Origin of the sequence: Streptomyces sp. NPDC098781 (genome assembly GCF_044759995.1) — a bacterium.
GTDB lineage: Bacteria > Actinomycetota > Actinomycetes > Streptomycetales > Streptomycetaceae > Streptomyces.
Map to the genome: position 1 here is coordinate 249,767 of NZ_JBIWAK010000005.1, position 23,578 is coordinate 273,344.

The following is a 23,578-nucleotide window of genomic DNA, read 5'->3' on the forward strand; positions in this document are numbered from 1 at the left end:
CTCGACGCGAACTACCCCTCCAGGAACGCCACCAGCGAATTGGCCAGCAGCCACGGGTCGTCCACTCCGCACAACTCCCGTGCGCTGTGCATCGAAAGGATCGCCACGCCGATGTCGACGGTCGTGATGCCGTGCCGGGCCGCGGTGATCGGGCCGATGGTGGTGCCGCAGGGCATGGAGTTGTTGGAGACGAAGGACTGGAAGGGGACGTCCGCCTTCTCGCAGGCGGCCGCCCACACCGCGCGGCCCGAACCGTCGGTCGCGTAGCGGTTGTTGACGTTGACCTTGAGGATCGGCCCGCCGTTGACGCGGGGGTGGTGCGTCGGGTCGTGGCGCTCGGCGTAGTTGGGGTGGACGGCGTGGCCGGTGTCGGAGGAGAGGCAGACGGTGCCCGCGAAGGCGCGCGCCTTGTCCTCGTACGAACCGCCGCGCGCGAACACCGAGCGCTCCAGGATGCCGCCCAGCAGCGGCCCGTCCGCGCCGGTGTCGCTCTGCGAGCCGTTCTCCTCGTGGTCGAAGGCGGCGAGCACGGGGATGTACGGCAGCCCGCCGCCGGAGCCGGCCACCGCGGTCAGGGCCGCCGTGCCCGCGTGCACGGAGAGCAGGTTGTCCATGCGCGGACCGGCGACCAGTTCCTTGTCCCGGCCCAGGTAGGCCGGCGGTTCGACCGAGTGGACCATCAGGTCCCAGCCGGTGACCTCGCCCGAGCCCAGCCCGGCGGTCTCCTCCAGGAAGGCGATCAGGTCGCCGTCGCGCACGTCGCCGAGACCCCAGACGGGCTGGAGATGGCGCTGCTTGTCGAGCTTGAGTCCCTCGGCCGACACCGAGCGGTCCAGGTGGATGGCGAGCTGGGGGACGCGCAGCAGCGGGCGGTCGACGTTCACCAGTCGCGAGGAGCCGTCCCGCAGGGTCAGCCGGCCCGCGAGGCCGAGATCGCGGTCGAGCCAGGAGTTGAGCAGCGGTCCGCCGTAGATCTCGACGGCCACCTGTCGCCAGCCGTGGCCGCCGGTGTCGGGCCGCGGCTTCACCCGCAGGTTGGGGGAGTCGGTGTGCGCGCCGACGATCCGGAACGGCGTGTGGGGCGCCGCGCCCTCGGGGACGTACCAGGCCACGATCGCGCCACCGCGCAGCACGTACTTGCCACCGCTCGTCCCGTCCCAGGCGTCCGTCTCCGCGACCTGCCTGAATCCGGCCTTCTCCAGCCGCTCGGCGGCGTTCGCCACGGCGTGGTAGGGCGACGGGCTCGCCGCCAGGAAGGACATGAGGTCGTCGGTGTGGCCGCGGTCGAAGCGGGGGGGTTCGCTCATGGGGTTCACCTTAACGACGTACGAGGGCCCGCTCCCGGTGAAGGGGAGCGGGCCCTGGTAAGGACGATGTGGAATGTCCGTGAGTGCCTGGAACGGGTACCGGGGAACCGGTCAGAAGGACGCTTCGTCCAGCTCCATCAGGTCCAGGTCGACGCCCTCGGCGAGCTTGCGCGCACCGGTGACGCCGGGCAGGACGTTGGCCGCGAAGAACTTCGCCGCCGCGATCTTGCCTGCGTAGAACGCCTTGTCCTTGGCGGAGGCCGTCTCGATCTTCTCGGCGGCCACCGCGGCGCCCTTCAGCAGCAGGTAGCCGACGACGACGTCACCGGAGGCCAGCAGCAGACGACTGGTGTTCAGGCCCACCTTGTAGATGTTCTTGACGTCCTGCTCGGTGGCCGCGAGGTCGGTCAGCATCAGACCGACGATCGCCTCCAGCTCGACGGCGGCCTTCGCGAGGTGCTCGCGGGCGCCGGCCAGCTCCTCGCCGCCCTCGGCGAGGGCCAGGAACTTCTTGATGTCCTCGGCGAGGGAGTTCAGGGCCGCGCCCTGGTTGCGGACGATCTTCCGGAAGAAGTAGTCCTGGCCCTGGATCGCGGTCGTGCCCTCGTAGAGGGTGTCGATCTTGGCGTCCCGGATGTACTGCTCGATCGGGTACTCCTGGAGGAACCCGGAGCCGCCGAAGGTCTGGAGGGACTGGGCGAGCTGCTCGTAGCCCTTCTCGGAGCCGTAGCCCTTGACGATCGGCAGGAGCAGGTCGTTGAGCGCGTGCTCGGCCTTGGCGTCCTCGCCGGTGGTCTCCTTGACGGCGATCGCGTCCTGGATCGAGGCGGTGTAGAGGACGAGCGCCCGCATGCCCTCCGCGTACGCCTTCTGCGTCATCAGCGAGCGGCGCACGTCCGGGTGGTGGGTGATGGTGACCTTGGGCGCGGTCTTGTCCATGAAGTTCGCCAGGTCGGGGCCCTGGACGCGCTCCTTGGCGTACTCGAGGGCGTTGAGGTAGCCCGTCGACAGCGTGGAGATCGCCTTCGTGCCGACCATCATGCGGGCGAACTCGATGATCCGGAACATCTGGCGGATGCCGTCGTGCTTGTCGCCGATCAGCCAGCCCTTGGCGGGGTGCTGGTCGCCGAAGGTCATCTCGCAGGTGTTGGAGGCCTTCAGGCCCATCTTGTGCTCGACGTTCGTGGCGTAGACGCCGTTGCGCTCGCCCAGCTCGCCGGTCTCCCAGTCGAACAGGTACTTCGGCACGAGGAAGAGCGACAGGCCCTTGGTGCCGGGGCCGGCACCCTCGGGACGCGCGAGCACGTAGTGAAGGATGTTCTCCTCCATGTCGTGCTCACCGGAGGTGATGAAGCGCTTGACGCCCTCGATGTGCCAGGAGCCGTCCTCCTGCTGGACCGCCTTGGTGCGGCCGGCGCCCACGTCGGAGCCGGCGTCCGGCTCGGTGAGGACCATGGTGGAGCCCCAGGTCCGCTCGACCGCTATCTGCGCGATCTTCTTCTGGGCCTCGTTGCCCTCGTCGAAGAGGATGCCGGCGAACGCCGGGCCGGAGGAGTACATCCACACGGCCGGGTTCGAGCCGAGGATCAGCTCCGCGTACGACCAGATCAGCGAGGGGGGAGCGGTCGTGCCGCCGATCTCCTCGGGCAGGCCCAGGCGCCAGTACTCGGAGTCCATGAAGGCCTTGTAGCTCTTCTTGAAGGACGCCGGGACGGGCGCGGTGTTCGTCTCGGGGTCGAAGACCGGCGGGTTGCGGTCGGCGTCGGTGAAGGACTCCGCGAGCTCGTTCTCGGAGAGGCGGGTCAGCTCCTCCAGGATGCTCTTCGCGGTCTCGACGTCCATCTCCTCGAACGGACCCGTGCCGTACAGCTTGTCGCGTCCGAGTACTTCGAAGAGGTTGAACTCGATGTCGCGCAGATTCGACTTGTAGTGCCCCATGGTCACGACTCCGTAGCGGGATCGGCGAGGCACTTGGATCCTCGCGCACGTTCACGTACCAACAAGTAGCTACGATGATGCTACCCGCCAGTAATAAGACGCAACCCCGATCCGCAATCTGTGACAGGTCACACCGGAACCGTCAGAGTCGCCGTGTATCCCTCCGTCACACCGCCCTTCACGTTCGCCAGCTGCCGGTCGTGGCCGTCGCTGAAGACACCGTCGGTGTCCAGGGAGAGCCCGCTCAGATTGCGCACGCTCGACTCGTAGCCGTCGGTGGCGTACACCGTCTCGCAGACGTCCTCGGGGAACGCGAGCTGTGAGATGCCGGTGACGGAAGTGGCCGCGGTGGCGTCGGCCAGACTGCCGTACACCTCGAAGTGGATGTGCGGCCAGCGGCCCTGGTAGCAGCCGGGGAAGACGCTCCTGAAGGTGACCTGGCCCTTGTCGTCGGCCTCCTGCACGCCGCGCAGCCAGTTCTCCTCGGTGACGCCCTCGGAGTACAGGGAGTAGTCGCCGTCCCGGTCGCAGTGCCAGACGTACACGGCCGCGCCCTTCTTGGGTGTCCCGCACCCGGAGGCGGCGTCCACGACCGTGAGCGTGAGGGTCAGCGGTACGCCCTCGGCGGTGCCGCCCGCCGAGTCGCCGAAGCTCCTGGTGATGTCGCTGCGCACGACACCGCTCTCCTTGAGGACGTTCACGCCGTTCGAGCCGTCGCCGGGGAAGGGGCCGGCGGTCTCGTCCGGGATGGTCGCGCACTCGGCGGAGGCGGCGGGCGAGGTGCCCTTGGCGGAGGAGCCGGCCGCGGCGGAGCCCTCGTCCGAGGTGCAGCCCACCAGCGGGACCAGGCCCGCCCCGGCCATCAGCCGGATCATGCGGCGGCGGGCCAGGACGGGAAGGTCGTGGGAGAGCCCACGGTCGTGCTCGTGGACGGCTTCGGCGTGGTCTCGGTGCATGGAAAGACGCTAGGAGCGGCGACCGCGCGACACCAGCACGGTGACTGTCGAGTCGCTGTCAACCTGCTGTCGGTTTGCCGACGCCCCCGTACCCGCCCGCGCCGAGGCCGCGCTCGGTACGCTTGCGCCCATGTACGGATACGGCCAGCCCATGGACGGCGGTGCTGCACAGCAGCAGTACGCCCCGCCGCAGCAGCCCATGGCCGGTGGCGTCGGTGGATACGGCCAGCAGCCGCCGCTCTACCCCGAGCCGTCCCCGCCCTCGCTCGCGGACGCGGTACGGGCCTTCACCACCGGGCAGATGTCCGCCGAGGACTTCCAGCAGGTCTTCGCGACGTCGAAGGTCTACTGCCCGCGCGGCGACAACCCGGGCTTCCTCGCCCTGCACAACACCCAGCAGCCGGTGATCCCGATGTTCACCTCGCTGAAGGAGCTGCGCAGGTACGCGGGCAAGGAGTCCAAGTACTTCGTCATCACCGGCGCCGAGGTGATCGACCTGCTGCCGACCGGCTACGGCTTCGTCGTGGACATGGAGGGCGAGCACCGCATGGTCTTCGACGCGAAGGCCGTCGAACAGATGGTCGAGTTCGCGATGCGGCGGATGTACGGCTGACCGGTCGGCCTCGGCGGGTGAGCCGCGGCGCCGGACCGTCGAGCACGGTCTCCACGGCGGCGGCGAGCTCGGCCTCCCGCAGCGCCACCGGGTCGACCGCGGCGCCCGTGCGGCCCCGGGTCGGATGCACCTTTCACGGTCAGCGCGACGCGCTGCCGGTTCCCGCCGCTCCCCGGAGGCGCGGGCCGGCGGAAACCGCTGTATGACCCATCGGACCCCCTCACGACGGATCTTCCTGACACACTGAGCCGCTGCCGAAGCTCCGGGTTCTTGTGACGAAGGCCGGCGCCCGCCGAGGGCGCCGGCCTTCGGTCGTGCCCGGAGGGAATGACTTCCGGGCTTTTCCCGTTAGAGGTGGCAAGAAGTTCAATGCTCAACTAAAGTGGCCGCACAAGGAGGTACCGACATGCCAGCAGTGACCGTCGAGAACCCGTTGACGCTGCCCCGCGTCGCCGCGCCCGCGGAAGCGGTGGCCCGTCCCGTGCTCGCCGTCACGACCGCGCCGAGCGGTTTCGAGGGTGAGGGCTTCCCGGTGCGCCGCGCGTTCGCCGGGATCAACTACCGCAACCTGGACCCGTTCATCATGATGGACCAGATGGGCGAGGTGGAGTACGCGCCGGGCGAGCCCAAGGGAACCCCCTGGCACCCGCACCGCGGCTTCGAGACCGTGACCTACATCATCGACGGGATCTTCGACCACCAGGACTCCAACGGCGGCGGTGGCACGATCACCAACGGCGACACCCAGTGGATGACGGCCGGCTCGGGCCTGCTCCACATCGAGGCGCCGCCGGAGTCGCTGGTCATGTCCGGCGGCCTCTTCCACGGGCTCCAGCTGTGGGTGAACCTCCCGGCCAGGGACAAGATGATGGCGCCCCGCTACCAGGACATCCGCGGCGGCAACGTCCAGCTGCTCACCACCCCCGACGGCGGCGCGCTGCTGCGCGTCATCGCAGGTGAGCTGGACGGGCACGCCGGTCCCGGCATCACCCACACGCCGATCACGATGATCCACGCGACGGTGGCACCGGGCGCGGAGGTGACGCTGCCGTGGCGTGAGGACTTCAACGGCCTCGCGTACGTGCTGGCGGGCAAGGGCACCGTGGGTGCCGAAAGGCGTCCGATCCGGCTGGGCCAGACGGCGGTCTTCGGCGCCGGCGGTTCGCTGACCGTCCGCGCGGACGAGCAGCAGGACTCGCACACCCCGGACCTGGAGGTCGTCGTCCTCGGCGGACAGCCGATCCGTGAGCCGATGGTCCACTACGGCCCGTTCGTCATGAACACCAAGGACGAGCTGATGGAGGCCTTCGAGGACTTCCAGAAGGGCCGGCTCGGCACGATCCCGGCGGTGCACGGGATGTCGGAGGGCGGGCTGTAGGTCCACCCCGGTCACCTCGGACGGGTCCGGCCCCGGTCGCACATGCGGCGGGGGCCGGACCCGTTCTCGCGCCCGGGTGAGCTGATCACAGCCGCGTGACGGTCGTGAGCGTCCTGTAACGGACGGAACCCCGCCCATGAGCGTGCCGTCCTGTGCGATGTCCACGTTTTGTTGCGGGGGAAGGACCCAACTCATGCGCATGCGCGCCCGTATCTCCACCACTGCCGCCGTCTTCGCCCTGTCGGCCCTGGCACTGACCGCCTGCGGTGGCAACGACGACAGCAAGCCGGCCGCCGACGGGGCGTCCGCGGGGGCGTCCGCGTCAGCCGGTTCCGGCTCCTCCGGCGGGTCCGACTCGTCCGGCTCGGCGTCGTCCGGGTCGGGTTCGAAGTCGAAGGGGACCGGCACGGGGGGCTCCGGCACGGGCGGCAAGGACTCCGCCTCGGGCACGGGCGGGGGCGACGGCGGCGACGGTGGTGCCACTTCGGCGTGCAGCACGAAGAACACCCAGGTCAAGTTCGTGCAGTCCGCGCACCATGCCAGCGAGCAGCAGGCGGCCACCGGCTACATCGAGGTCACCAACACCTCGAACGCCACCTGCACGATCGTCGGCGCCACGACCCTGACCGCCAAGGACGACCAGGGCAAGTCCGAGCCCGTCGAGACGGACAACGCGGGCAACGGCACGGACGCCGTCGACGTCAAGGCGGGCGGCTCCGCGAAGGCGTGGGTGGCCTACACGGACCTCAACTTCGAGGGCAGCGCCTCGGGCCGCGAGGTCTGCGCGGTGCAGGCGTCCACGGTCGAGATCGCCCTGCCCGACGACGTGGCGCGCTCGGTGAAGGTGACCAAGGACGGCGGGGCCGCGGGCTCCTTCAACGTGTGCGGGACGGACGTGCGGGTCAACGGCTTCGAGACCGTCTGACAGCACGGACAGGCCCGGAACCGCTCGCCGAGCGCGCGGTTCCGGGCCTTCGCCGTCCGTCACCCACCCGGTCCGCCCGCACACGACAGCCCCGCCCCGCGCATGGTCCGCTGGAATCGTGCAGGCCCCCACCCCGCCACTACCCGATCCCGTCCGCCGGCTCTCCGCCTGGTGTGTCGTCACGTTGCTCGTCGCCGGGGTCGTCTACGTCGGGATCCGGCTGGTGGTGGAGCTCCGCACCGCTGTCGTACCCGTACTGCTCGCGCTACTGGGGACGGCGTTGCTGCGGCCGCTGCACCGGCGGATGGTGAAGGCCGGGGTGAACCGGTCGGTGTCCGCCGCGCTCACCTGTGTCGCCGTGGTGGCGGTCGTCGGTGGGGCCGTGTACATCGTCGTCGCCGCGGTCGTCGACAGCGGCGACCAGATCGTCGCCTCGCTCAAGCAGGCGGGCGAGGACCTCGCCAAGCACTTCGGGGCCGCGGGGACCTCGCTGGACGACATCGCCTCCAACTCCCGGGAGCTGCTCGCCAAGTTCGGCGGTTCGGCCGCTTCCGGGGTCATCAGCGGGGTCAGTGTCGTGGGCGAGAGCATCGCCCTCGCGGTGCTCGCGCTGCTGCTCGTCTTCTTCTTCCTGCGGGACTCCGACCGGGCCGCGGGCGCTCTGCGGTCCGTCGCTCCGGGCGGAACCGGGGACCTCTTGGAGGCCATGGCCCGGCGGGCCTTCCGGGCCATGGAGGGGTTCATGCGGGGGACGACCTTCATCGCCCTCATCGACGCCGTGTGCATCACCATCGGACTGGTGATCCTCGACGTGCCGGGCGCGGTCGGGCTCGGCGCGCTCGTCTTCATCGGCGCCTACATCCCCTACCTCGGCGCCTTCCTCTCCGGCGCCGTCGCCGTGCTGGTCGCGCTCGCCGACCGGGGGTTCGTCATCGCGCTGTGGGTGCTCGGGATCGTGCTCGCCGTGCAGCTGCTGGAAGGGCATGTGCTGCAACCCGCGATCCAGAGCCGGACCGTGCAGATGCACCCCGCCGTCGTCATGGTGACGATCACCGCGGGCGCGTCCGTCGCCGGAATCCTCGGCACGCTGCTCGCCGTGCCGCTCACCGCCGCCGCCACCGGCGTCGTGCACGAACTCAGAGAGCGCTACGGCAGCTCGACGCCCGCCGGGCCGGCCGAGCCACCGGAGGCGTCGGCGCCGTCGGACTCGTAGAACTCGAACCAGATGCTCTTGCCCTCCCCGCGAGGGTCGACGCCCCAGGCCTGGGCCAGCAGCTCGATCAGCATCAGGCCCCGCCCGGACGACGCCAGTTCCCCCGGGCTGCGCTTGTGCGGCAGGTCGTCGCTGTTGTCCGTGACCTCGACGCGCATCCGGCGGGCGCCGTGCTCGCCCCGCACCTCGGCGAGGAGCAGGGCGTCGGCGTCGGTGTGCACGAGGACGTTCGTCAGCGTCTCCGACAGCAGCAGGACCGCCGAGTCGACCTGGTCCTCGGAGGTCCAGTCGTGCAGCATCTCGCGCAGCTGCTGGCGGGCCACCGCGACCCGCTCCGGCTCGGCCTGCGCGACGGACAGCACGGTGCGCCTGATCCTCGGCTGTACGGCCACCGTGTCGCCGTAGCCGCGGCCGTCGCCCTGCCGGGTCAGCAGCAGGACCGCTATGTCGTCCTCGCGCCGGTCGGCGAGCGGGCCGGTGGTGTGGTGGGAGGACGGGCCGTGCACGGCCTGTACGAGGGCGTCGGCGAGGGTCTCCAGGTCGCCGTCGTGCTCCTCCAGGATGGTGCGGATCCGCTTCCAGCCGGTCTCCAGGTCGTGGCCGCCGGTCTCGATCAGGCCGTCCGTGCAGATCAGCATGGTCTCGCCGGGCTCCAGAGTGATCCGGGTCGTCGGGTAGTCGGCGTCCGGGTCGATACCGAGGGGCAGGCCGCCGGCCGTCGGACGGGCGAGCACCGTGCCGTCGATCATGCGGATCGCGGGGTCCGGGTGGCCGGCTCGGGCGATGTCCAGCAGACCGGTCGTGGGATCGACCTCGACGTACAGGCAGGTCGCGAAGCGCAGGTCGGAGGGGTCCTCGTCGAGGGCGCCGAAGGTCATCCCGTGCAGAAAGCGGGAGGCCCGGGACAGGACCGCGTCGGGGCGGTGGCCCTCGGAGGCGTAGGCGCGCAGCGCGATCCGGAGCTGGCCCATCAGACCCGCCGCCCGGACGTCGTGGCCCTGGACGTCGCCGATGACGAGGGCGAAGCGCGCGTTGGGCAGCGGAATCATGTCGTACCAGTCACCGCCGACCTGGAGCCCGCCCCCCGTCGGCACATAGCGGGCGGCGACGCCCATGCCAGGTATCTCGGGGCCCAGCTGCGGCAGCATCGAGCGTTGGAGGCCGTCCGTCAGCTCCCGTGCGGTCTCGGCGGCCTCGGCGCGGCTCAGGGCCTGGGCGAGCATGCGGGCGACCGTCGTCAGCACGGACCGCTCGTCGGGGGTGAAGGCGACCGGATAGGTGAACGCCGCCATCCAGGCGCCCATCGTGCGGCCGGCGACGGTCAGCGGCAGGAACGCCCAGGACTGCCGGTTGAAGTGCGCGGCGAGCGGCCAGGTGAGCGGGTAGCGGTCCTTGTAGCGCTCGGGTGAGGAGAGATAGACGGCACGGCCGGTGCGGACGACCTCGGCGGCCGGATAGTCCGTGTCCAGGGCCATATGCGTGAACGGGTCCTCGTCACCGGGCTGATGACCGTGGTGGCCGATGATCGTCAGACGGTCGCCGGTGACGCCGAAGACCGCCAGCCCGTCCGGCGAGAACCCCGGCATCGACAGCCCCGCCGCGACCCGCAGCACCTCCTCCGTCGACCGCGCCTCAGCCAGTGCCCGGCCGGCGTCCAGCAGGAACGCCTCCCGCGAGCGCCGCCAGTCGCCCGTGACCGCCCTGCGCCCCGACGGGGTGCCCGGCGCGGGCTCGGTGACCTCCTGGAGGGAGCCCGTCACCTCGTACGACCGTTTCGCGCTGTCGAAGGAGGCGTGGAAGCGGCTGCGGCCGACCCGGACGACCCGGCCCCGGTCGTCCATGATCCGTACCCGGACCTCGCCGAGCGTGCCCTCGGCGACGGCGAGCTGGATCACTCCGCTGATCTCGTTCCAGTCCACCGGATGCAGACGAGCGCGCACCTGGGCCTGGCTGAGCGTGGCCTGTTCCGGGGGCAAACCGAGTAGCCGTGCCGCCTCCGCGTCGACCGTGACCAGTCCCGTGGCGGTGTTCCAGTGCCACAGACCGGTCGCGAGGGCGGCGAGAACCGCCCCCACGGCGGGCAGGGGCTCACCAGTGCGCATTGCCCCACTTTAAGAAGAGGTGATCGCAGACTGCCACCGAAGCTGTACGGGACATCTGTCGGAAGGGGCCCTGGGCGCGGGGAAATGGTGGGGAGGCGATCTTGGGGTGCCCGGTAGGCTTGGGGGGAGTTTCACGTGAAACAGGGCCCCGGATCTGCCCCAGATCCACTGGCCCGGAGCTTCACGGGAACGACGCCCCCGATCCGCGAAGACTGGATGAACGACGATGCATCGGTACAGGTCCCACACCTGCGGCGAGCTCCGCTCCTCTGACGTCGGCACCGACGTCCGGCTGAGTGGCTGGCTGCACAATCGGCGCGACCTGGGCGGCATCCTCTTCATCGATCTGCGCGACCACTACGGCATCACGCAGCTCGTGGCCCGCCCCGGCACGCCCGCGTACGAGGCCCTGGACAAGCTGTCCAAGGAGTCCACGGTCCGGGTCGACGGCAAGGTCGTCTCCCGCGGCACCGAGAACATCAACGCCGAGCTGCCCACCGGTGAGATCGAGGTCGAGGTCGGCGAGGTCGAGCTGCTCGGCGCCGCCGCCCCGCTCCCCTTCACGATCAACACCGAGGACGGGGTCAACGAGGAGCGGCGCCTGGAGTACCGCTTCCTGGACCTGCGCCGCGAGCGCATGCACCGCAACATCCTGCTGCGTACGTCGGTCATCTCGGCGATCCGCCACAAGATGACGGCGCTGGGCTTCAACGAGATGGCGACGCCGATCCTGTCCGCGACCTCCCCCGAGGGCGCCCGCGACTTCGTCGTCCCCTCCCGCCTGAACCCGGGCAAGTTCTACGCCCTCCCCCAGGCCCCTCAGCAGTTCAAGCAGCTGCTGATGATCTCCGGCTTCGACCGCTACTTCCAGATCGCGCCCTGCTTCCGCGACGAGGACGCGCGCGCCGACCGCTCGCCGGGCGAGTTCTACCAGCTCGACGTCGAGATGAGCTTCGTCGAGCAGGAGGACGTGTTCCAGCCGATCGAGCAGCTCATGACGGAGCTGTTCGAGGAGTTCGGAGGCGGCCGTCACGTCACCTCCCCCTTCCCCCGGATCCCGTTCCGCGAGGCGATGCTGAAGTACGGCTCCGACAAGCCGGACCTGCGCGCCCAGCTGGAACTCGTCGACATCACCGACGTGTTCGAGGGCTCGGAGTTCAAGGCGTTCGCCGGCAAGCACGTGCGCGCGCTGCCGGTGCCGGACGTCTCCGCGCAGCCCCGGAAGTTCTTCGACCAGCTCGGTGACTTCGCCGTCTCCCAGGGCGCGAAGGGTCTGGCCTGGGTCCGGGTGGCCGAGGACGGTTCGCTGTCCGGCCCGATCGCGAAGTTCCTCACCGAGGAGAACGTCGCCGAGCTGACCAAGCGCCTGTCGCTGGCCGCCGGTCACGCCGTGTTCTTCGGCGCCGGTGAGTTCGACGAGGTCTCGAAGATCATGGGCGCGGTCCGCGTGGAGGCCGCCAAGCGCGCCGGGCACTTCGAGGAGGGCGTCTTCCGGTTCTGCTGGATCGTCGACTTCCCGATGTACGAGAAGGACGAGGAGACCGGCGCGATCGACTTCTCGCACAACCCGTTCTCCATGCCGCAGGGCGGTCTTGAGGCCCTTGAGACCCAGGACCCGCTGGACATCCTCGGCTGGCAGTACGACATCGTCTGCAACGGCGTCGAGCTGTCCTCCGGCGCGATCCGGAACCACGAGCCGGAGATCATGCTGAAGGCCTTCGAGATCGCGGGCTACGACCGCGAGACCGTCGAGGAGAAGTTCGCCGGCATGCTGCGCGCGTTCCGCTTCGGCGCCCCGCCGCACGGCGGCATCGCGCCCGGCGTCGACCGCATCGTCATGCTGCTGGCCGACGAGCCCAACATCCGCGAGACCATCGCCTTCCCGCTCAACGGCAACGCCCAGGACCTGATGATGGGCGCGCCGACGGAGCTGGAGGAGGCGCGGCTGAAGGAGCTGCACCTGTCGGTGCGCAAGCCGCAGCCCAAGTAGTCGGCTGAGTGAGGGGCCCGGAACCGTGCTCGGTTCCGGGCCCTTTCAGGTTCCACAGGTAGCCACAGCCCACACCCATGCCCCTTACAGCGCTCTTACCTAGCGTCCTGGGCATGACGGGAAACCACACGGCCCAAGAGCCGAAGCACAAACGGGATCTGACGCGTCGTAAGGTCGTCGTCGCCGGAGCGGGCGCGGTCGCCGCGGTGGGCGTGGGCGGCACACTGGCGGCCGGCGCGTTCGCCGACGAGAAGAGCGCGACCGGCAACGAGGCCACCACGTCCGAGGTCTGCTACAAGCTCACCTCGGAGACCACCGAGGGCCCCTACTACATCGACGCGGACAAGCTCCGCAAGGACATCACCGAGGACCAGGAGGGCATCCCGCTCACCCTCCGTCTGAAGGTGATCGACGCCGAGACGTGCAAGCCCATCAGGAACGCCGCGGTCGACATCTGGCACTGCAACGCGCTGGGCGTGTACTCGGGATACGAGGCCATGGGCAGCGGCGGTGGCGGCGGAGGCGGCACCCCGCCGTCCGGTGAGCCCACGGGTGAGCCCCCGTCCGGGGAGCCCTCGGGAGAGCCGGGAGGCGGAGGCGGCGTCCACGAGGAGCCGACGGACGACGAGCGCTACCTGCGCGGCACTTCGAAGACGGACCGCAGCGGCCTGGTGGAGTTCAGGACGGTCTTCCCCGGCTGGTACCAGGGCCGCTGCGTCCACATCCACACCAAGGTGCATGTGAACGGCACCTGGACGGACGCCGGGTACGAGGGCGGCACCACCTGCCACACGGGCCAGTTCTTCTTCGACGAGGAGAGCGTGCTGGCCTCCGCCGAGGTGGCGCCGTACTCCACGAACACGACCACGCGCACCACGCTCGACGAGGACACGATCTACGACCAGAGCGGGACGACCGGCGGCCTGCTGAAGCTGAAGTACCGGAAGAACGCCATCGCGAAGGGCGTCGTCGGCACCCTCACCATGGGCGTCGACCCCGAGGCCACGCATGACGGCACGGACGACTCGGTGCAGCCGGGAGCCACGTCGTCGTCGACCTGACCCCGGACGTGAAGGCGCCCGGGGACATTCGGTCTCCGGGCGCCTCAGCGAGGGTCGATCGCTGTTCTACGAAAGGGACTTGTAGCCGCTCCAGCCGCTCGCGATCTGGGTGCGCGAGCCGAACGACCCCTTGCCGTCGCCGCTGTTGCGCCAGGCGTTGCCGCTGGTGTCGCGGGAGACGAGGTCCGGGCGGCCGTCGTCGGTGATGTCGCCGACGCCGACGACGACGTTGTAGTTGCCGCCCCAGTTGGTGAACACCTTCACGCGGGCGGCGAAGGTGCCGTCGCCCTTGCCGTCGTAGCGCCAGAGGGTGTTCGCCGTGTCCTGGGCGAGGAGGTCGGGCCTGCCGTCGCCGGTGATGTCGCCGACGCCGACGATCTTCTTGTAGCCCTTCCAGCTGTCGTAGAGCTTCACCCGGGAGGCGAGCTTGCCGTCGCTGGTGCCCTTGTAGAGATAGACCGTGCCGGTGGAGGCATGGCGGACGATCAGGTCCGGGCGGCCGTCGCCGCTGATGTCACCGGGTGAGGTGAACGCGTTGTACTGGGTCCAGCCGCTGCTCGCCAGGGTGGTGTACGACGTCGACGGCTTGACCGCCGCGCCGCAGCCCGGCTTGTACAGCCGCAGGGCGCCGGTGCTGTAGCGCACGAGGACGTCGTTGCAGCGGTCGCCGCTCAGGTCGCCGAAGGGGACGGCCGTGACGGTGGTGGGCCAGCCGGTGCCGGTGTACTTGTCGCCGAACTTGCCGGTGCCGGTGCCGCTGTGGAAGGTCAGGCCGCCGGAGGAGTTCAGGGTGAGCAGGTCACCGCGGCCGTCGGCCCCGTCGGGGCTGACGAAGTCGTGGCGGACCGCCGAGCCCCGCTCCAGATAGCCCTCACCGGACGTCACCGTGACGGGGGTGGTGGTGCCGAGGCCCGTCGCCTTCAGCGTCCATGTGAACCCGCCGGTGGGGAAGTACGCCCCGCTCGATGTCTTGCCGTTCCAGGACGCCGACACCGTCGCCGGGGTGGCGCCGCCGGTCAGCGTGCGGGTGGCCTTGCCGTTCGCGCCGCTCTGGACCGAGGTGAGGGTGAGGGACCAGGACGTGACCGGGCGGGACAGCAGCCACTCGCCGGTCCACGGCGTTGAGGGACCCGCGTAGTTGGTGGCCTCCGTGCGGAAGGCCGTCACCGCGGACGGGGTGACGCCGGTGGTGGCGAGGTGGGTCTGCTCGAACTTGTCGAACCAGGCGACCAGGCCCGTGTACTCGTCGACCGTCCACCGGTAGCGACGGTCCACGGGGAGCCCGGAGTCGGGCAGACCCGAGGCGACCACGCGCGTCGTGCCGGTGGCCGCGTCCGTCAGGACGAGCCGGTCGGCCTCGTGGTCGTGACGGACGGTGAAGCCGTCGCCGAGCAGCACGTCACCGGGGGCGACCGGCCGGGACGTCCTGGCCTTGGTGTCGTAGACGCCGGCCGAGGCGGTCCCGCACGTCCAGTACAGCCAGCGGCCCGCCGCCTGAAGCTCGTTCGGCACACAGCCCAGGCCCGGGACGTCCACGGTGGCGAGGGTCTTCCTGGTGACCAGGTCGTACGAGGTGAGCCGGCCCGGGGTCGTCGTCGCGCTCCACAGGGTGGAGCCGTTGAGCCCGGCGGCCCGGACCGACCGCTTCAGGATCTGGCTGTACCCGAACTCGCCGACGTACTGCGCGGGCGTCGAGCCGCCCGAGTTGTAGATCGCGTAGCCGTCGGAGACGTCGACGATCGCGCCGCCGGTGGTGCCGTAGGACAGCGTGTAGCCGGACCACCCGTCGTGGAGGGAGACCAGCTGGTCCTCGTTCTCCAGACCGGTGCCGCCCTCATCGCCGTTGTAGAAGGTGTTGAGGAAGACGTCCTCGGGCTCCGCGGTGCTGTTGCCCCACAGCGCGGAGCAGGCGGTGTTCGGGTACGGGCACTTGGTGGAGACCTGGTCGCCCTCGGTGGCGGCGGACGCGGTCAGTGCGGTGCTGCCGTTCGTGGCGATCCCGCGCACGGACGTGGTGTCGCTGTTGGCGTTCCTGGGGTTGTCCTCCGCGACCCGCAGGTTGCCCCGGCTGAGCGCGACTCCGGTCTTGGCGTTCTCGTACGGGGCGACCTTGACCAGCTTCTTCACCTGCGGCGTACCGTCGGCGCCGAGGCTCACCCGCTGCACCCACCAGTCGGACGCGGTGGTGCCGCCGGTGACGAGCGTGCCGCCGTCGGGGGTGGCCAGCGGGGTGCCGTACGCGGCGGTGAGCAGGGTCTTCGTGGTGCCGACGGTCAGCGAGACGGCCTTGACGCCGGAGCCGCTGGTGAGGACCGCCCAATCCCCCACCAGGGTCGGCACGGGCTTGGGGGACACATTGGTCGCCGCGCCGGCCACCGGGACCGTCTCCTCGGCCCCGAGATCGGCGCGCGGCTTGAGGTGCAGACCGTCGGCCTCCGTGTACCAGCCCACCCGGTCGTCGCTGAGGACCGGCTCCGGCAGGGAGTCGAGGCCGGTGAAGACCGGCGTGAACCGCGCGGTGGCGAAGTCCAGGTAGCCGACGGTGTAGGACTGGACCTCGCCGTACTCGTCGTGGACGGGGTGGGTCAGCAGGGCGCCGTTATGGTCGCCGGTGCGCGCGTTGTTCCACTCCCAGTAGGTGTCGGCCGGATAGCCGGTGACGACCCGGTCGCGCTGCTGTCCGTCGACGAGGTCGACGAGGTGCAGGACATGGCCGTCCAGCTGCTCACCGTCGACGACGCCGTTGTACTCGACGGTGACGGTGGTCTCGCCGTACGTTCCCACCCGGTCGGCCGACTGGCTCAGGTCCACGGTCCGCAGCGCACTGCCGTCCGGGCGCCACAGGTACACCGGGTCGCCGTACGTGCGGTGCGGCAGCGCGACGGTGTCGGCGCCCTGCCCGAACACGCCCGTGGCGCAGCGGGTCTGGATGTCGTAGCAGCTGGTGGTGGTCGGCGTGTAGAGCCCCGACGTGCCCTCGACGCCGACGGTGGAGCCGTCGTCGTAGTCCGTCCAGAGCAGGCCGGTGACCCCCGCCTGCCGGTGCAGGAAGCCGGTCTCGCCCGCCGCGAGCAGCCGGTCGGTGCGCCGGGTCTCGCTGCTCGGGTCGTCCAGGACGATCTCGGTGGTCCCGGCCGCCGCGGTCGTGGCCGCCTGCGCGCCGCTGTCCTCCGTGCCGGAGAACAGGGTGATCGATCCGGCCGCCAACGCCACGGCCAGTGCGGAGACGAGCGTGCTGCGGCCCGCTCGTCTCGGGGCGTGTCTGCCCACGTGAGTTTCCCTCCCCTACGAGGGCCCCCTGCCCTCGCACAAGTGGGCGGATGTTACCAGTGGGTTGTGCGGCCGGAACCGAGCGGGCCGCACCGAAGCCCAGGTGAGCGAGGGGGCACCGGGTCACTCGTCCGTGTCCGCCGGCGGCCGGAGCGCCTCCTCCTCCAGCAGTCGCTCCGCGATGTCGTCCGCCCACGCCCGCACCCACCGGCGCAGGTCCGGCACGGACTCCTCGGCCAGGCCCCGGGCGGTGAACTCCCGGTCGTCCAGCAGTTCCGTGGCCTCCAGCCGGGTCTGGAGGTCGGCCGGGTCGAACTCGTCCCAGGCGTGCCGGCGGCCCTGTTCCTCCAGGTCGGGGAAGCTCCAGTGGGCCGCGGCGGCGTAGACGTCGGTCAGGTCGCGGGCGGTGCCGCGGTCGGTGAGGGCGCGGACCTTGGTGCCGATGAGGTCGTCGAGGGAGAGGGCCGGGCCCAGGTCGGTCATGACGGGCGGGTGCCAGAGGGTTTCCTTCAGGAGGTCGACCGGGTGTTCCTGCGCGCCCTCCACGCCGGTCACGAGGAGACGGGCGGAGAGCGGGTCGGTCTCCAAGGGGTGCACCAGCCAGCCGAGTCCGGTCAGGCCCCGCTGGACCTCCGCCGAGATCCGGTCCATGGGCTCGGGCGTCTCGGTCGCCAGTTCCAGCGGCCCCCGCGCCGACTCCCGCGGCGTCAGGCCGTGCGCCCGGACCGCGTACCCGCCGGCCAGGACGAGCGGATAGACGGCACCGATCCTGAGGACGTCGGTCAGCAGATGGCGGCGGAGCGGAATCATCGTGCGCAGATTATGACGGCCCCGCCGAGGCCGCTGACCTCGGCGGGGCCGGAAGGGCGGGCTACTTCGCCACGAACTGCGTAAGGATCGCCTGCACCTCGTAGATGTCGACGCCCTTGGTGAACGTCTTCTCGATCGGCGTCGGCGTCCCCGAGACCCAGATCTTCAGCTCCGCGTCCAGGTCGAAGGTGCCGGCCGTCTCGACGGCGAAATGCGTGATGCTGCGGTACGGGATGGAGTGGTACTCCACCTTCTTGCCGGTGATGCCCTGCTTGTCGACCAGGATCAGACGGCGGTCGGTGAACAGGATGGTGTCGCGTATCAGCAGGTACGCGGCGTGCACCTGCTCACCGTGGCCGAGCAGACGCGCGAAGTCCTGCTGCGCCTGGCCCGAGTCGATGGTGTGCGCGTTACCGAAGAGCGCCATGAATGGATCCCCCCACTTGATGGCTCTACATGATCTTCGCAATGTATAGCGCCTGGGAGGGGTCCAGGCATAGAGACCCAAACGATCAGGTGTCGTACGAACCGTCCCAGGGCGCGCCGAAGCCCAGGTTGTCGGGGTACAGCTCGGCCCACACCTCCCCTTCGTCCTCGCCGGTGACGAGGCCGAACAGCACGCCGTCCACGGTGAGTTGGAAGGGCCGTATCGCGATGTCGGTGTACGTCCGCCGAGGCAGACGGCGCAGCTGGGTCGCGAGGTGGGCGCGGGCACGGGCGAGCGGCGAGTCGGCGCCCTGCGCGGTGCGCTGCTGCTCGGCCCAGGTGCCGGCGCACCAGATCTCCGAGTCGCGGTACCTGCCCTCGGGATCGAAGGTGTGCAGGACCGCGTAGAGGCGTTTGTGCTCTTCCCAGCCCGTGTCGAGTTCGAAGCCCTTGGGGAAGGCGTAGGTGACCGACCCCATGAACTGCCCGTCCTCGTAAAAGCCGATCGCCTCGGTACGGCCGTGCGGCTCGTACGCGATCGGAATGACCTCAGGGACTGCCATGGCGGAAACCATACGGTCGTGTGGGGGGACATGGTGGCGCCGGGGTGCGATCGATGCCAACGGGATGGGCAACATCCCCGTGATGTCCCCGAGTTGGCCACCGATCGATCAAGAAATTCACGGCAACCTTTCAGATCTCCGCGACCACGAGGGATTCGGAGGCCCGCTCACGCGGGCCCGCTCGCCGGCGGGCGAGCCTCACCGAAGCACGTAAGGACTCATTCGTGGCATCCCCTTCCCACCGCCGTTCCCTCCGCAGGCGCCGCACCGTCGTCGTCACCGCCGCCGTGGCGGCCGCCGGCCTCGGGGCCGGTGTCCTCGTGATGAACGCGAACGCCGACGCGGTCGACCTGTACCACCAGGTTCTGCCCGCCAAGGACGGCTGGGCGGCCTCCGGTTCCGGAACGACGGGCGGCTCCAAGGCCGACTCGGCCCACGTCTTCACCGTCAGCACCCGCGCCCAGCTCGTGAAGGCGCTCGGCTCGGTCTCCGACACGACCCCCCGGATCATCCGGATCAAGGGCACCATCGACGCCAACACCGACGACGCCGGCAAGAAGCTGACCTGCGCCGACCACGCCTCCGGCACCGGCTACTCGCTGTCCGCCTATCTGAAGGCCTTCGACCCGGCGACGTACGGCAGGAAGGCGCCGGCGGGCGGCCAGGAGAGCGCCCGCAAGAAGGCCGCCGAGCAGCAGAAGAAGAACATCGTCTTCCGGGTGCCGGCCAACACCACCCTCGTCGGCGTCCCGGGCACGAACGCCGGCATCAAGGGCGGCAGCCTTCAGGTGCAGAACGTCAAGAACGTCATCATCCGCAACCTCACCTTCGCCGCCACCGAGGACTGCTTCCCGCAGTGGGACCCGACGGACGGCTCGGCCGGCGAGTGGAACTCCGCCTACGACTCCGTCACCCTGCGCGGCGCGACGAACGTCTGGGCCGACCACAACACGTTCACGGACGCGCCGGTCTTCGACAAGTCGCTGAAGACCTACTTCGGCCGCAAGTACCAGATCCACGACGGCGCCCTCGACATCACCAACGGCTCGGACCTGGTGACCGTCGAGCGCAACGTCTTCAGCAACCACGACAAGACGATGCTCATCGGCAGCAGCGACAGCGACAGCACCGGCAAGCTGCGCGTCACCCTCCACCACAACGTGTGGAAGGGGATTGTGCAGCGGGCGCCGCTGGCCCGCATCGGCCAGATCCACCTCTACAACAACGTCTACGACACGACGCCCCTCAACGGCTACGAGCCCAAGTACAGCATCGACTCCCGCGCCAAGGCCCAGGTCGTCGCCGAGTACAACGTCTGGAAGCTGCCGTCCGGCGCGAAGGTCGCCAAGCTGCTCTCCGGCGACGGCACGGGCTCGATCGCGGGCAGCGGCAACCTCGTCAACGGCACGGCCACCGACGTCGTGGCCGCGTACAACGCCGCGAACTCGAAGAAGATCAAGACATCCGTGAACTGGAAGCCGGGGTTGGTGGCGGGGTTGCAGACGGCGGTGGGGAACCTTGCGGGGGAGCTGGCGGCCACGACGGGAGCCGGCGTGCTCTCCTAGCGCCGTGACGATGAGTCTCGGTCAGTCGTCTCCGGCTGTGCTCGACGGCTCACGATTCCCACGCGTGGACCACGTCCCGTGGTCCCCACACGAGTCCGACCGTGTCACCGGTCACCGCGGCCGTCGTACCGGACAGCGATACGACGGCCAGGCCGGCGCAGTCGGAGGGGAAGCCGGGGATCTCGCCGGCGCCTTGCGCGAGCGTGGTCAGGTCGTGCTGGTCGAAGGGGGTGGCCAGCCATTTCACGGACCCCGCGAAGAAGACGCTTCCGGCCACTGGGGCGCGGTCGGCACCGACGAGGTCGATCTCCGGTGTGAACCGGCGATTCCACCAGCCTCCTACGACGTCCGTGTCCGGCCAGGGGAAGTCCCCTGAAGAGGCGGCGAGTTCGAGCGCCTCACGGATCAGCGGTTCGACGGCCCGGCCCCGCCAAGCGGCCCAGCGCCGCTCCACCACCCGGTACGCGGCCTCGGGGCGGCCGCGCCGGGACAGCTCCTGCGCGGAGCGCATGGCAGCCAGATAGAGGCGCAGATTGCTGTCGGCCACACGATAGAGAGTGGGTTTGCCGGGCTTGGTCGACAGCGGGGCGTCCGAGGCGAGGACCCGCTTCTCCTCGGTGAGGCGGCGCAGCAGGGGCGACAGTATGCCGGACGGCAGTGCTCCACTCTGGCTGCCGGCCGTCGCAGCGATATTGGCATGCGTCCGGTCCCCGCTGCCCACGGCCTCGAGGACGCGGCGTGCCTGGTCCGGGGCCGGGAACTCGGCAAGCAGCGCTGCCTCCGGGACGCCGAACAGCGGTGAGGCGGGGTCGGCGCACTCGGACTCGATGAAGTCGAGCGCCGGGGTGCCGTGCGGCCAGGCTCGCAGAATTCCCGGCAGGCCACCGGAGACGAGGTGTGCGTCGATGGCGTCGGCCGAGTCCAGACCCAGTGCGTTCCCGGTCTCCGCCGGATTGAGAGGGCCGAGGACGAAACTGTCGGCGCGTCCGTAGAACGGGCGGTCGTACGCCGTGAACCGTTCCATCATGTGGAGGTCGCTGCCGAGCAGGAGCAGCAGTACGGGGCGGCCGGACAGCAGTCGGTCCCAGGCGGTCTGTAGTGCGCCGTCAAAGACCGGGTCCTGTTCCGAGAGCCAGGGCAGTTCGTCGAGGACGACGATGCTCGGGGTGTCGGGCAGCAGGGCGGCGAGAGCACGGAAGGCGTCGGGCCAGTTGGTGGGGGCGGTCCTCGGCACGAGCTCCGGGTCGGTCGGGAGCGAGGACTCACGCAGTTCCGCCATGAAGTCCGCGATGCCCTCCACGGGCGAGGCGCCTTTGGTCGCGGTGAAGAAGACGTACGGTCGGCCCGCCCGGTCACAGAACTCCTGGACCAGCCGGGACTTCCCGACCTGCCGTCGGCCTCTCATGGCGACCGCGGTGCCGGCGCTGTCGGCGGTGACACGGTCAAGACGTTTGCGAAGGAGTGCCAGTTCGGTCCGGCGGCCTACGAACGAGGCGGGCATGCGACCCCCCGAGGGAGTTATGTAGATTCGTTCTACGTAGATTCAAGCTACCCAAAACTCGGTCTTCTCGCTTGATCGGAAGCGCATGAGAACGGGCCCGGAACCATGTCGGTTCCGGGCCCGGGAAGCGGAGTGCTACGCGCCCTCTCCGCCGAAGCGCTCCTTGTACGTCTCCAGGTCCTCGTCCGTGAGCTTGGCGAAGAGGACCGGGGGGACGGTGAACGGGGTGCCGACGGGGACGGCCGTGAGGGAGCGGGCCTCGTCGGCGGTCACCCAGGTCGCCGTGTCGTCGGGCAGGGCGAACGCCTGGCGCATGGCGGCCGAGCTGGCCGGGATGAAGGGCTCCGAGACCACCGCGTACAGGTGGATCAGGTTCATCGCCGTGCGCAGGGTGAGGGCCGCGCCGTCCTTGTCGGTCTTGATCTCCAGCCAGGGGGCCTTCTCCTCCAGGTAGGAGTTGCCGGCCGACCACAGGGCGCGCAGCGCCGCCGCGGCCTTGCGGAACTGGAGGGTCTCCATGTGGCCCTCGTACTCCGCGAGCAGCTCGGCGATCTGCTCGCCGAGCTTCGTCTCCGCCTCGCCGGGCTCGCCGCCCGCGGGGACCTCCTCGCCGAAGCGCTTCTTGGAGAAGGACAGGACGCGGTTGACGAAGTTGCCGAGGGTGTCGGCCAGGTCCTTGTTGACCGTGGCCGTGAAGTGCTCCCAGGTGAAGGACGAGTCGTCGGACTCGGGGGCGTTGGCGATCAGGAAGTAGCGCCAGTAGTCGGCGGGGAGGATGTCGAGTGCGTGGTCGGTGAAGACGCCGCGCTTCTGGCTCGTGGAGAACTTTCCGCCGTAGTACGTCAGCCAGTTGAAGGCCTTGACGAAGTCGACCTTCTTCCAGGGCTCGCGGATGCCGAGCTCGGTGGCCGGGAACATCACCGTGTGGAACGGGACGTTGTCCTTCGCCATGAACTGCGTGTAGCGGACGGTCTCGTCCACGTCGTACCACCACGACTTCCAGTCGCGGTTGGACGGGTCGAGGTCCGACCACTCCTTCGTGGCGCCGAGGTACTCGATCGGGGCGTCGAACCAGACGTAGAAGACCTTGCCCTCCGCCGCCAGCTCCGGCCAGGTGTCCGCCGGGACCGGGACGCCCCAGTCCAGGTCACGGGTGATCGCGCGGTCGTGCAGGCCCTCGGTCAGCCACTTGTGGGCGATGGAGGAGGCCAGGTGCGGCCAGACGCCGTCGTGGCGGGCGACCCACTCCTGGACCTCGTTCTGGAGCTTGGACTGGAGGAGGAAGAGGTGCTTGGTCTCGCGGACCTCCAGGTCCGTGGAGCCGGAGATCGCGGAGCGGGGGTTGATCAGGTCCGTCGGGTCGAGTACGCGGGTGCAGTTCTCGCACTGGTCGCCGCGGGCCTTGTCGTAGCCGCAGTGGGGGCAGGTGCCCTCGACATAGCGGTCCGGGAGGAAGCGGCCGTCGGCGGGCGAGTACACCTGGCGGATCGCCCGCTCCTCGATGAAGCCGTTCTCGTGCAGCTTGCGGGCGAAGTGCTGGGTGATCTCGACGTTCTGCGGGCTGGAGCTGCGGCCGAAGTAGTCGAACGCCAGTGCGAAGCCGTCGTAGACCGCCTTCTGGGCGTCGTGCGCCTGGGCGCAGAAGTCGGCGACCGGGATGCCCTGCTCCTTCGCGGCGAGCTCGGCGGGGGTGCCGTGCTCGTCGGTGGCGCAGATGTACAGGACGTCGTGGCCGCGCTGGCGGAGGTACCGGGAGTACACGTCCGCCGGGAGCATGGACCCCACCATGTTGCCCAGGTGCTTGATTCCGTTGATGTACGGAAGGGCGCTGGTGATGAGGTGTCGAGCCATCGGGGGCTGCTCCCAGGTCGGAATTCGGGGTTCTTGGTTCTTTGCGAACCTTGAAATCGTAGCCGACATGGGTGGGCCGCCCGCTTCCCGTTTTACAGGGTGGGAAGGG

General features: G+C 69.8%; 17 protein-coding genes. 7 read left to right on the top strand and 10 right to left on the bottom strand.

All coding sequences use genetic code 11. The features are described from left to right. Window positions 1-11: 11 nt before the first annotated feature. From ACIQWG_RS21945 to ACIQWG_RS21955, 3 genes are all read right to left on the bottom strand, one after another. On the bottom strand, window positions 12-1,307 hold the full coding sequence (locus ACIQWG_RS21945; protein ID WP_404098312.1) for a M18 family aminopeptidase: 1,296 nt from the start codon (window positions 1,305-1,307) through the stop codon (window positions 12-14). 111 nt (window positions 1,308-1,418) lie between these two features. Continuing rightward, on the bottom strand, window positions 1,419-3,245 hold the full coding sequence (locus tag ACIQWG_RS21950; RefSeq protein WP_404098315.1) for an acyl-CoA dehydrogenase: 1,827 nt from the start codon (window positions 3,243-3,245) through the stop codon (window positions 1,419-1,421). A 128-nt stretch (window positions 3,246-3,373) separates the two neighbouring features. Continuing rightward, window positions 3,374-4,201, bottom strand: a complete 828-nt coding sequence (locus tag ACIQWG_RS21955; protein WP_404098318.1) for an intradiol ring-cleavage dioxygenase — start codon at window positions 4,199-4,201, stop codon at window positions 3,374-3,376. A gap of 130 nt (window positions 4,202-4,331) precedes the next feature. Here ACIQWG_RS21955 and ACIQWG_RS21960 point away from each other — a divergent pair, with 130 nt between their 5' ends. The 4 genes from ACIQWG_RS21960 (at window position 4,332) to ACIQWG_RS21975 (ending at window position 8,330) form a co-directional block, all read left to right on the top strand. Beyond that, complete coding sequence (locus ACIQWG_RS21960) at window positions 4,332-4,814, top strand: SseB family protein (RefSeq protein ID WP_383412208.1); 483 nt, start codon at window positions 4,332-4,334, stop codon at window positions 4,812-4,814. Window positions 4,815-5,220: 406 nt separating this feature from the next. Further along, entirely contained in the window at window positions 5,221-6,192 is a 972-nt protein-coding gene (locus ACIQWG_RS21965; RefSeq protein ID WP_404098321.1) for a pirin family protein, read from the top strand. Window positions 6,193-6,385: 193 nt separating this feature from the next. After that, entirely contained in the window at window positions 6,386-7,117 is a 732-nt protein-coding gene (locus ACIQWG_RS21970) for a DUF4232 domain-containing protein (RefSeq protein WP_404098324.1), read from the top strand. Window positions 7,118-7,235: 118 nt separating this feature from the next. Then, window positions 7,236-8,330, top strand: a complete 1,095-nt coding sequence (locus ACIQWG_RS21975; RefSeq protein WP_404098326.1) for an AI-2E family transporter — start codon at window positions 7,236-7,238, stop codon at window positions 8,328-8,330. Here ACIQWG_RS21975 and ACIQWG_RS21980 read toward each other — a convergent pair. After that, the gene (locus ACIQWG_RS21980) at window positions 8,264-10,432 is read right to left on the bottom strand and encodes a SpoIIE family protein phosphatase (protein ID WP_404098328.1); all 2,169 of its coding nucleotides are present in this window, start codon (window positions 10,430-10,432) and stop codon (window positions 8,264-8,266) included. The two genes, ACIQWG_RS21975 and ACIQWG_RS21980, sit on opposite strands and share 67 nt — an antisense overlap. 226 nt (window positions 10,433-10,658) lie before the next feature. Here ACIQWG_RS21980 and aspS point away from each other — a divergent pair, with 226 nt between their 5' ends. Together aspS and ACIQWG_RS21990 are read left to right on the top strand one after the other, a co-directional pair. Further along, window positions 10,659-12,422 carry an aspartate--tRNA ligase gene (aspS, locus tag ACIQWG_RS21985; RefSeq protein ID WP_404098330.1) on the top strand — a complete coding sequence of 588 codons (1,764 nt, stop codon included), beginning with the start codon at window positions 10,659-10,661 and terminating at the stop codon, window positions 12,420-12,422. 113 nt (window positions 12,423-12,535) lie between these two features. Further along, complete coding sequence (locus tag ACIQWG_RS21990) at window positions 12,536-13,483, top strand: intradiol ring-cleavage dioxygenase (protein WP_404098333.1); 948 nt, start codon at window positions 12,536-12,538, stop codon at window positions 13,481-13,483. Window positions 13,484-13,549: 66 nt separating this feature from the next. Here ACIQWG_RS21990 and ACIQWG_RS21995 read toward each other — a convergent pair whose 3' ends face one another. The 4 genes from ACIQWG_RS21995 to ACIQWG_RS22010 form a co-directional block, all read right to left on the bottom strand. Next, window positions 13,550-16,753 carry an FG-GAP-like repeat-containing protein gene (locus ACIQWG_RS21995; RefSeq protein WP_404098336.1) on the bottom strand — a complete coding sequence of 1,068 codons (3,204 nt, stop codon included), beginning with the start codon at window positions 16,751-16,753 and terminating at the stop codon, window positions 13,550-13,552. A gap of 123 nt (window positions 16,754-16,876) precedes the next feature. Further along, window positions 16,877-17,563, bottom strand: a complete 687-nt coding sequence (locus ACIQWG_RS22000) for a nucleotidyl transferase AbiEii/AbiGii toxin family protein (protein WP_404098338.1) — start codon at window positions 17,561-17,563, stop codon at window positions 16,877-16,879. Between the two features lie 61 nt (window positions 17,564-17,624). Further along, window positions 17,625-17,990, bottom strand: a complete 366-nt coding sequence (locus tag ACIQWG_RS22005; protein WP_030950219.1) for a PH domain-containing protein — start codon at window positions 17,988-17,990, stop codon at window positions 17,625-17,627. A gap of 85 nt (window positions 17,991-18,075) precedes the next feature. Further along, complete coding sequence (locus ACIQWG_RS22010) at window positions 18,076-18,552, bottom strand: hypothetical protein (RefSeq protein ID WP_404098342.1); 477 nt, start codon at window positions 18,550-18,552, stop codon at window positions 18,076-18,078. 224 nt (window positions 18,553-18,776) lie between these two features. Here ACIQWG_RS22010 and ACIQWG_RS22015 point away from each other — a divergent pair, with 224 nt between their 5' ends. Continuing rightward, window positions 18,777-20,117, top strand: a complete 1,341-nt coding sequence (locus ACIQWG_RS22015) for a polysaccharide lyase family 1 protein (protein ID WP_404098345.1) — start codon at window positions 18,777-18,779, stop codon at window positions 20,115-20,117. Between the two features lie 49 nt (window positions 20,118-20,166). Here the strand turns inward: ACIQWG_RS22015 and ACIQWG_RS22020 are convergent, their stop codons facing one another. Both ACIQWG_RS22020 and metG read right to left on the bottom strand, forming a co-directional pair. Further along, window positions 20,167-21,618 carry an ATP-binding protein gene (locus ACIQWG_RS22020; protein ID WP_404098348.1) on the bottom strand — a complete coding sequence of 484 codons (1,452 nt, stop codon included), beginning with the start codon at window positions 21,616-21,618 and terminating at the stop codon, window positions 20,167-20,169. A gap of 135 nt (window positions 21,619-21,753) precedes the next feature. After that, window positions 21,754-23,469, bottom strand: coding sequence for a methionine--tRNA ligase (gene metG / locus ACIQWG_RS22025; RefSeq protein ID WP_404098351.1), 1,716 nt, complete (start codon window positions 23,467-23,469; stop codon window positions 21,754-21,756). Window positions 23,470-23,578 lie beyond the last annotated feature (109 nt).

Coding starts and splice junctions, on each gene's coding strand:
- ACIQWG_RS21945 (WP_404098312.1), bottom strand. CDS start 1,307: ATGAGCGAACCCCCCCGCTTCGACCGCGGCCACACCGACGACCTCATG.
- ACIQWG_RS21960 (WP_383412208.1), top strand. CDS start 4,332: ATGTACGGATACGGCCAGCCCATGGACGGCGGTGCTGCACAGCAGCAG.
- ACIQWG_RS21990 (WP_404098333.1), top strand. CDS start 12,536: ATGACGGGAAACCACACGGCCCAAGAGCCGAAGCACAAACGGGATCTG.
- ACIQWG_RS22010 (WP_404098342.1), bottom strand. CDS start 18,552: ATGGCAGTCCCTGAGGTCATTCCGATCGCGTACGAGCCGCACGGCCGT.
- aspS (WP_404098330.1), top strand. CDS start 10,659: ATGCATCGGTACAGGTCCCACACCTGCGGCGAGCTCCGCTCCTCTGAC.
- ACIQWG_RS21980 (WP_404098328.1), bottom strand. CDS start 10,432: ATGCGCACTGGTGAGCCCCTGCCCGCCGTGGGGGCGGTTCTCGCCGCC.
- metG (WP_404098351.1), bottom strand. CDS start 23,469: ATGGCTCGACACCTCATCACCAGCGCCCTTCCGTACATCAACGGAATC.
- ACIQWG_RS21970 (WP_404098324.1), top strand. CDS start 6,386: ATGCGCATGCGCGCCCGTATCTCCACCACTGCCGCCGTCTTCGCCCTG.
- ACIQWG_RS22005 (WP_030950219.1), bottom strand. CDS start 17,990: ATGGCGCTCTTCGGTAACGCGCACACCATCGACTCGGGCCAGGCGCAG.
- ACIQWG_RS22000 (WP_404098338.1), bottom strand. CDS start 17,563: ATGATTCCGCTCCGCCGCCATCTGCTGACCGACGTCCTCAGGATCGGT.
- ACIQWG_RS22020 (WP_404098348.1), bottom strand. CDS start 21,618: ATGCCCGCCTCGTTCGTAGGCCGCCGGACCGAACTGGCACTCCTTCGC.
- ACIQWG_RS21955 (WP_404098318.1), bottom strand. CDS start 4,201: ATGCACCGAGACCACGCCGAAGCCGTCCACGAGCACGACCGTGGGCTC.
- ACIQWG_RS21950 (WP_404098315.1), bottom strand. CDS start 3,245: ATGGGGCACTACAAGTCGAATCTGCGCGACATCGAGTTCAACCTCTTC.
- ACIQWG_RS21965 (WP_404098321.1), top strand. CDS start 5,221: ATGCCAGCAGTGACCGTCGAGAACCCGTTGACGCTGCCCCGCGTCGCC.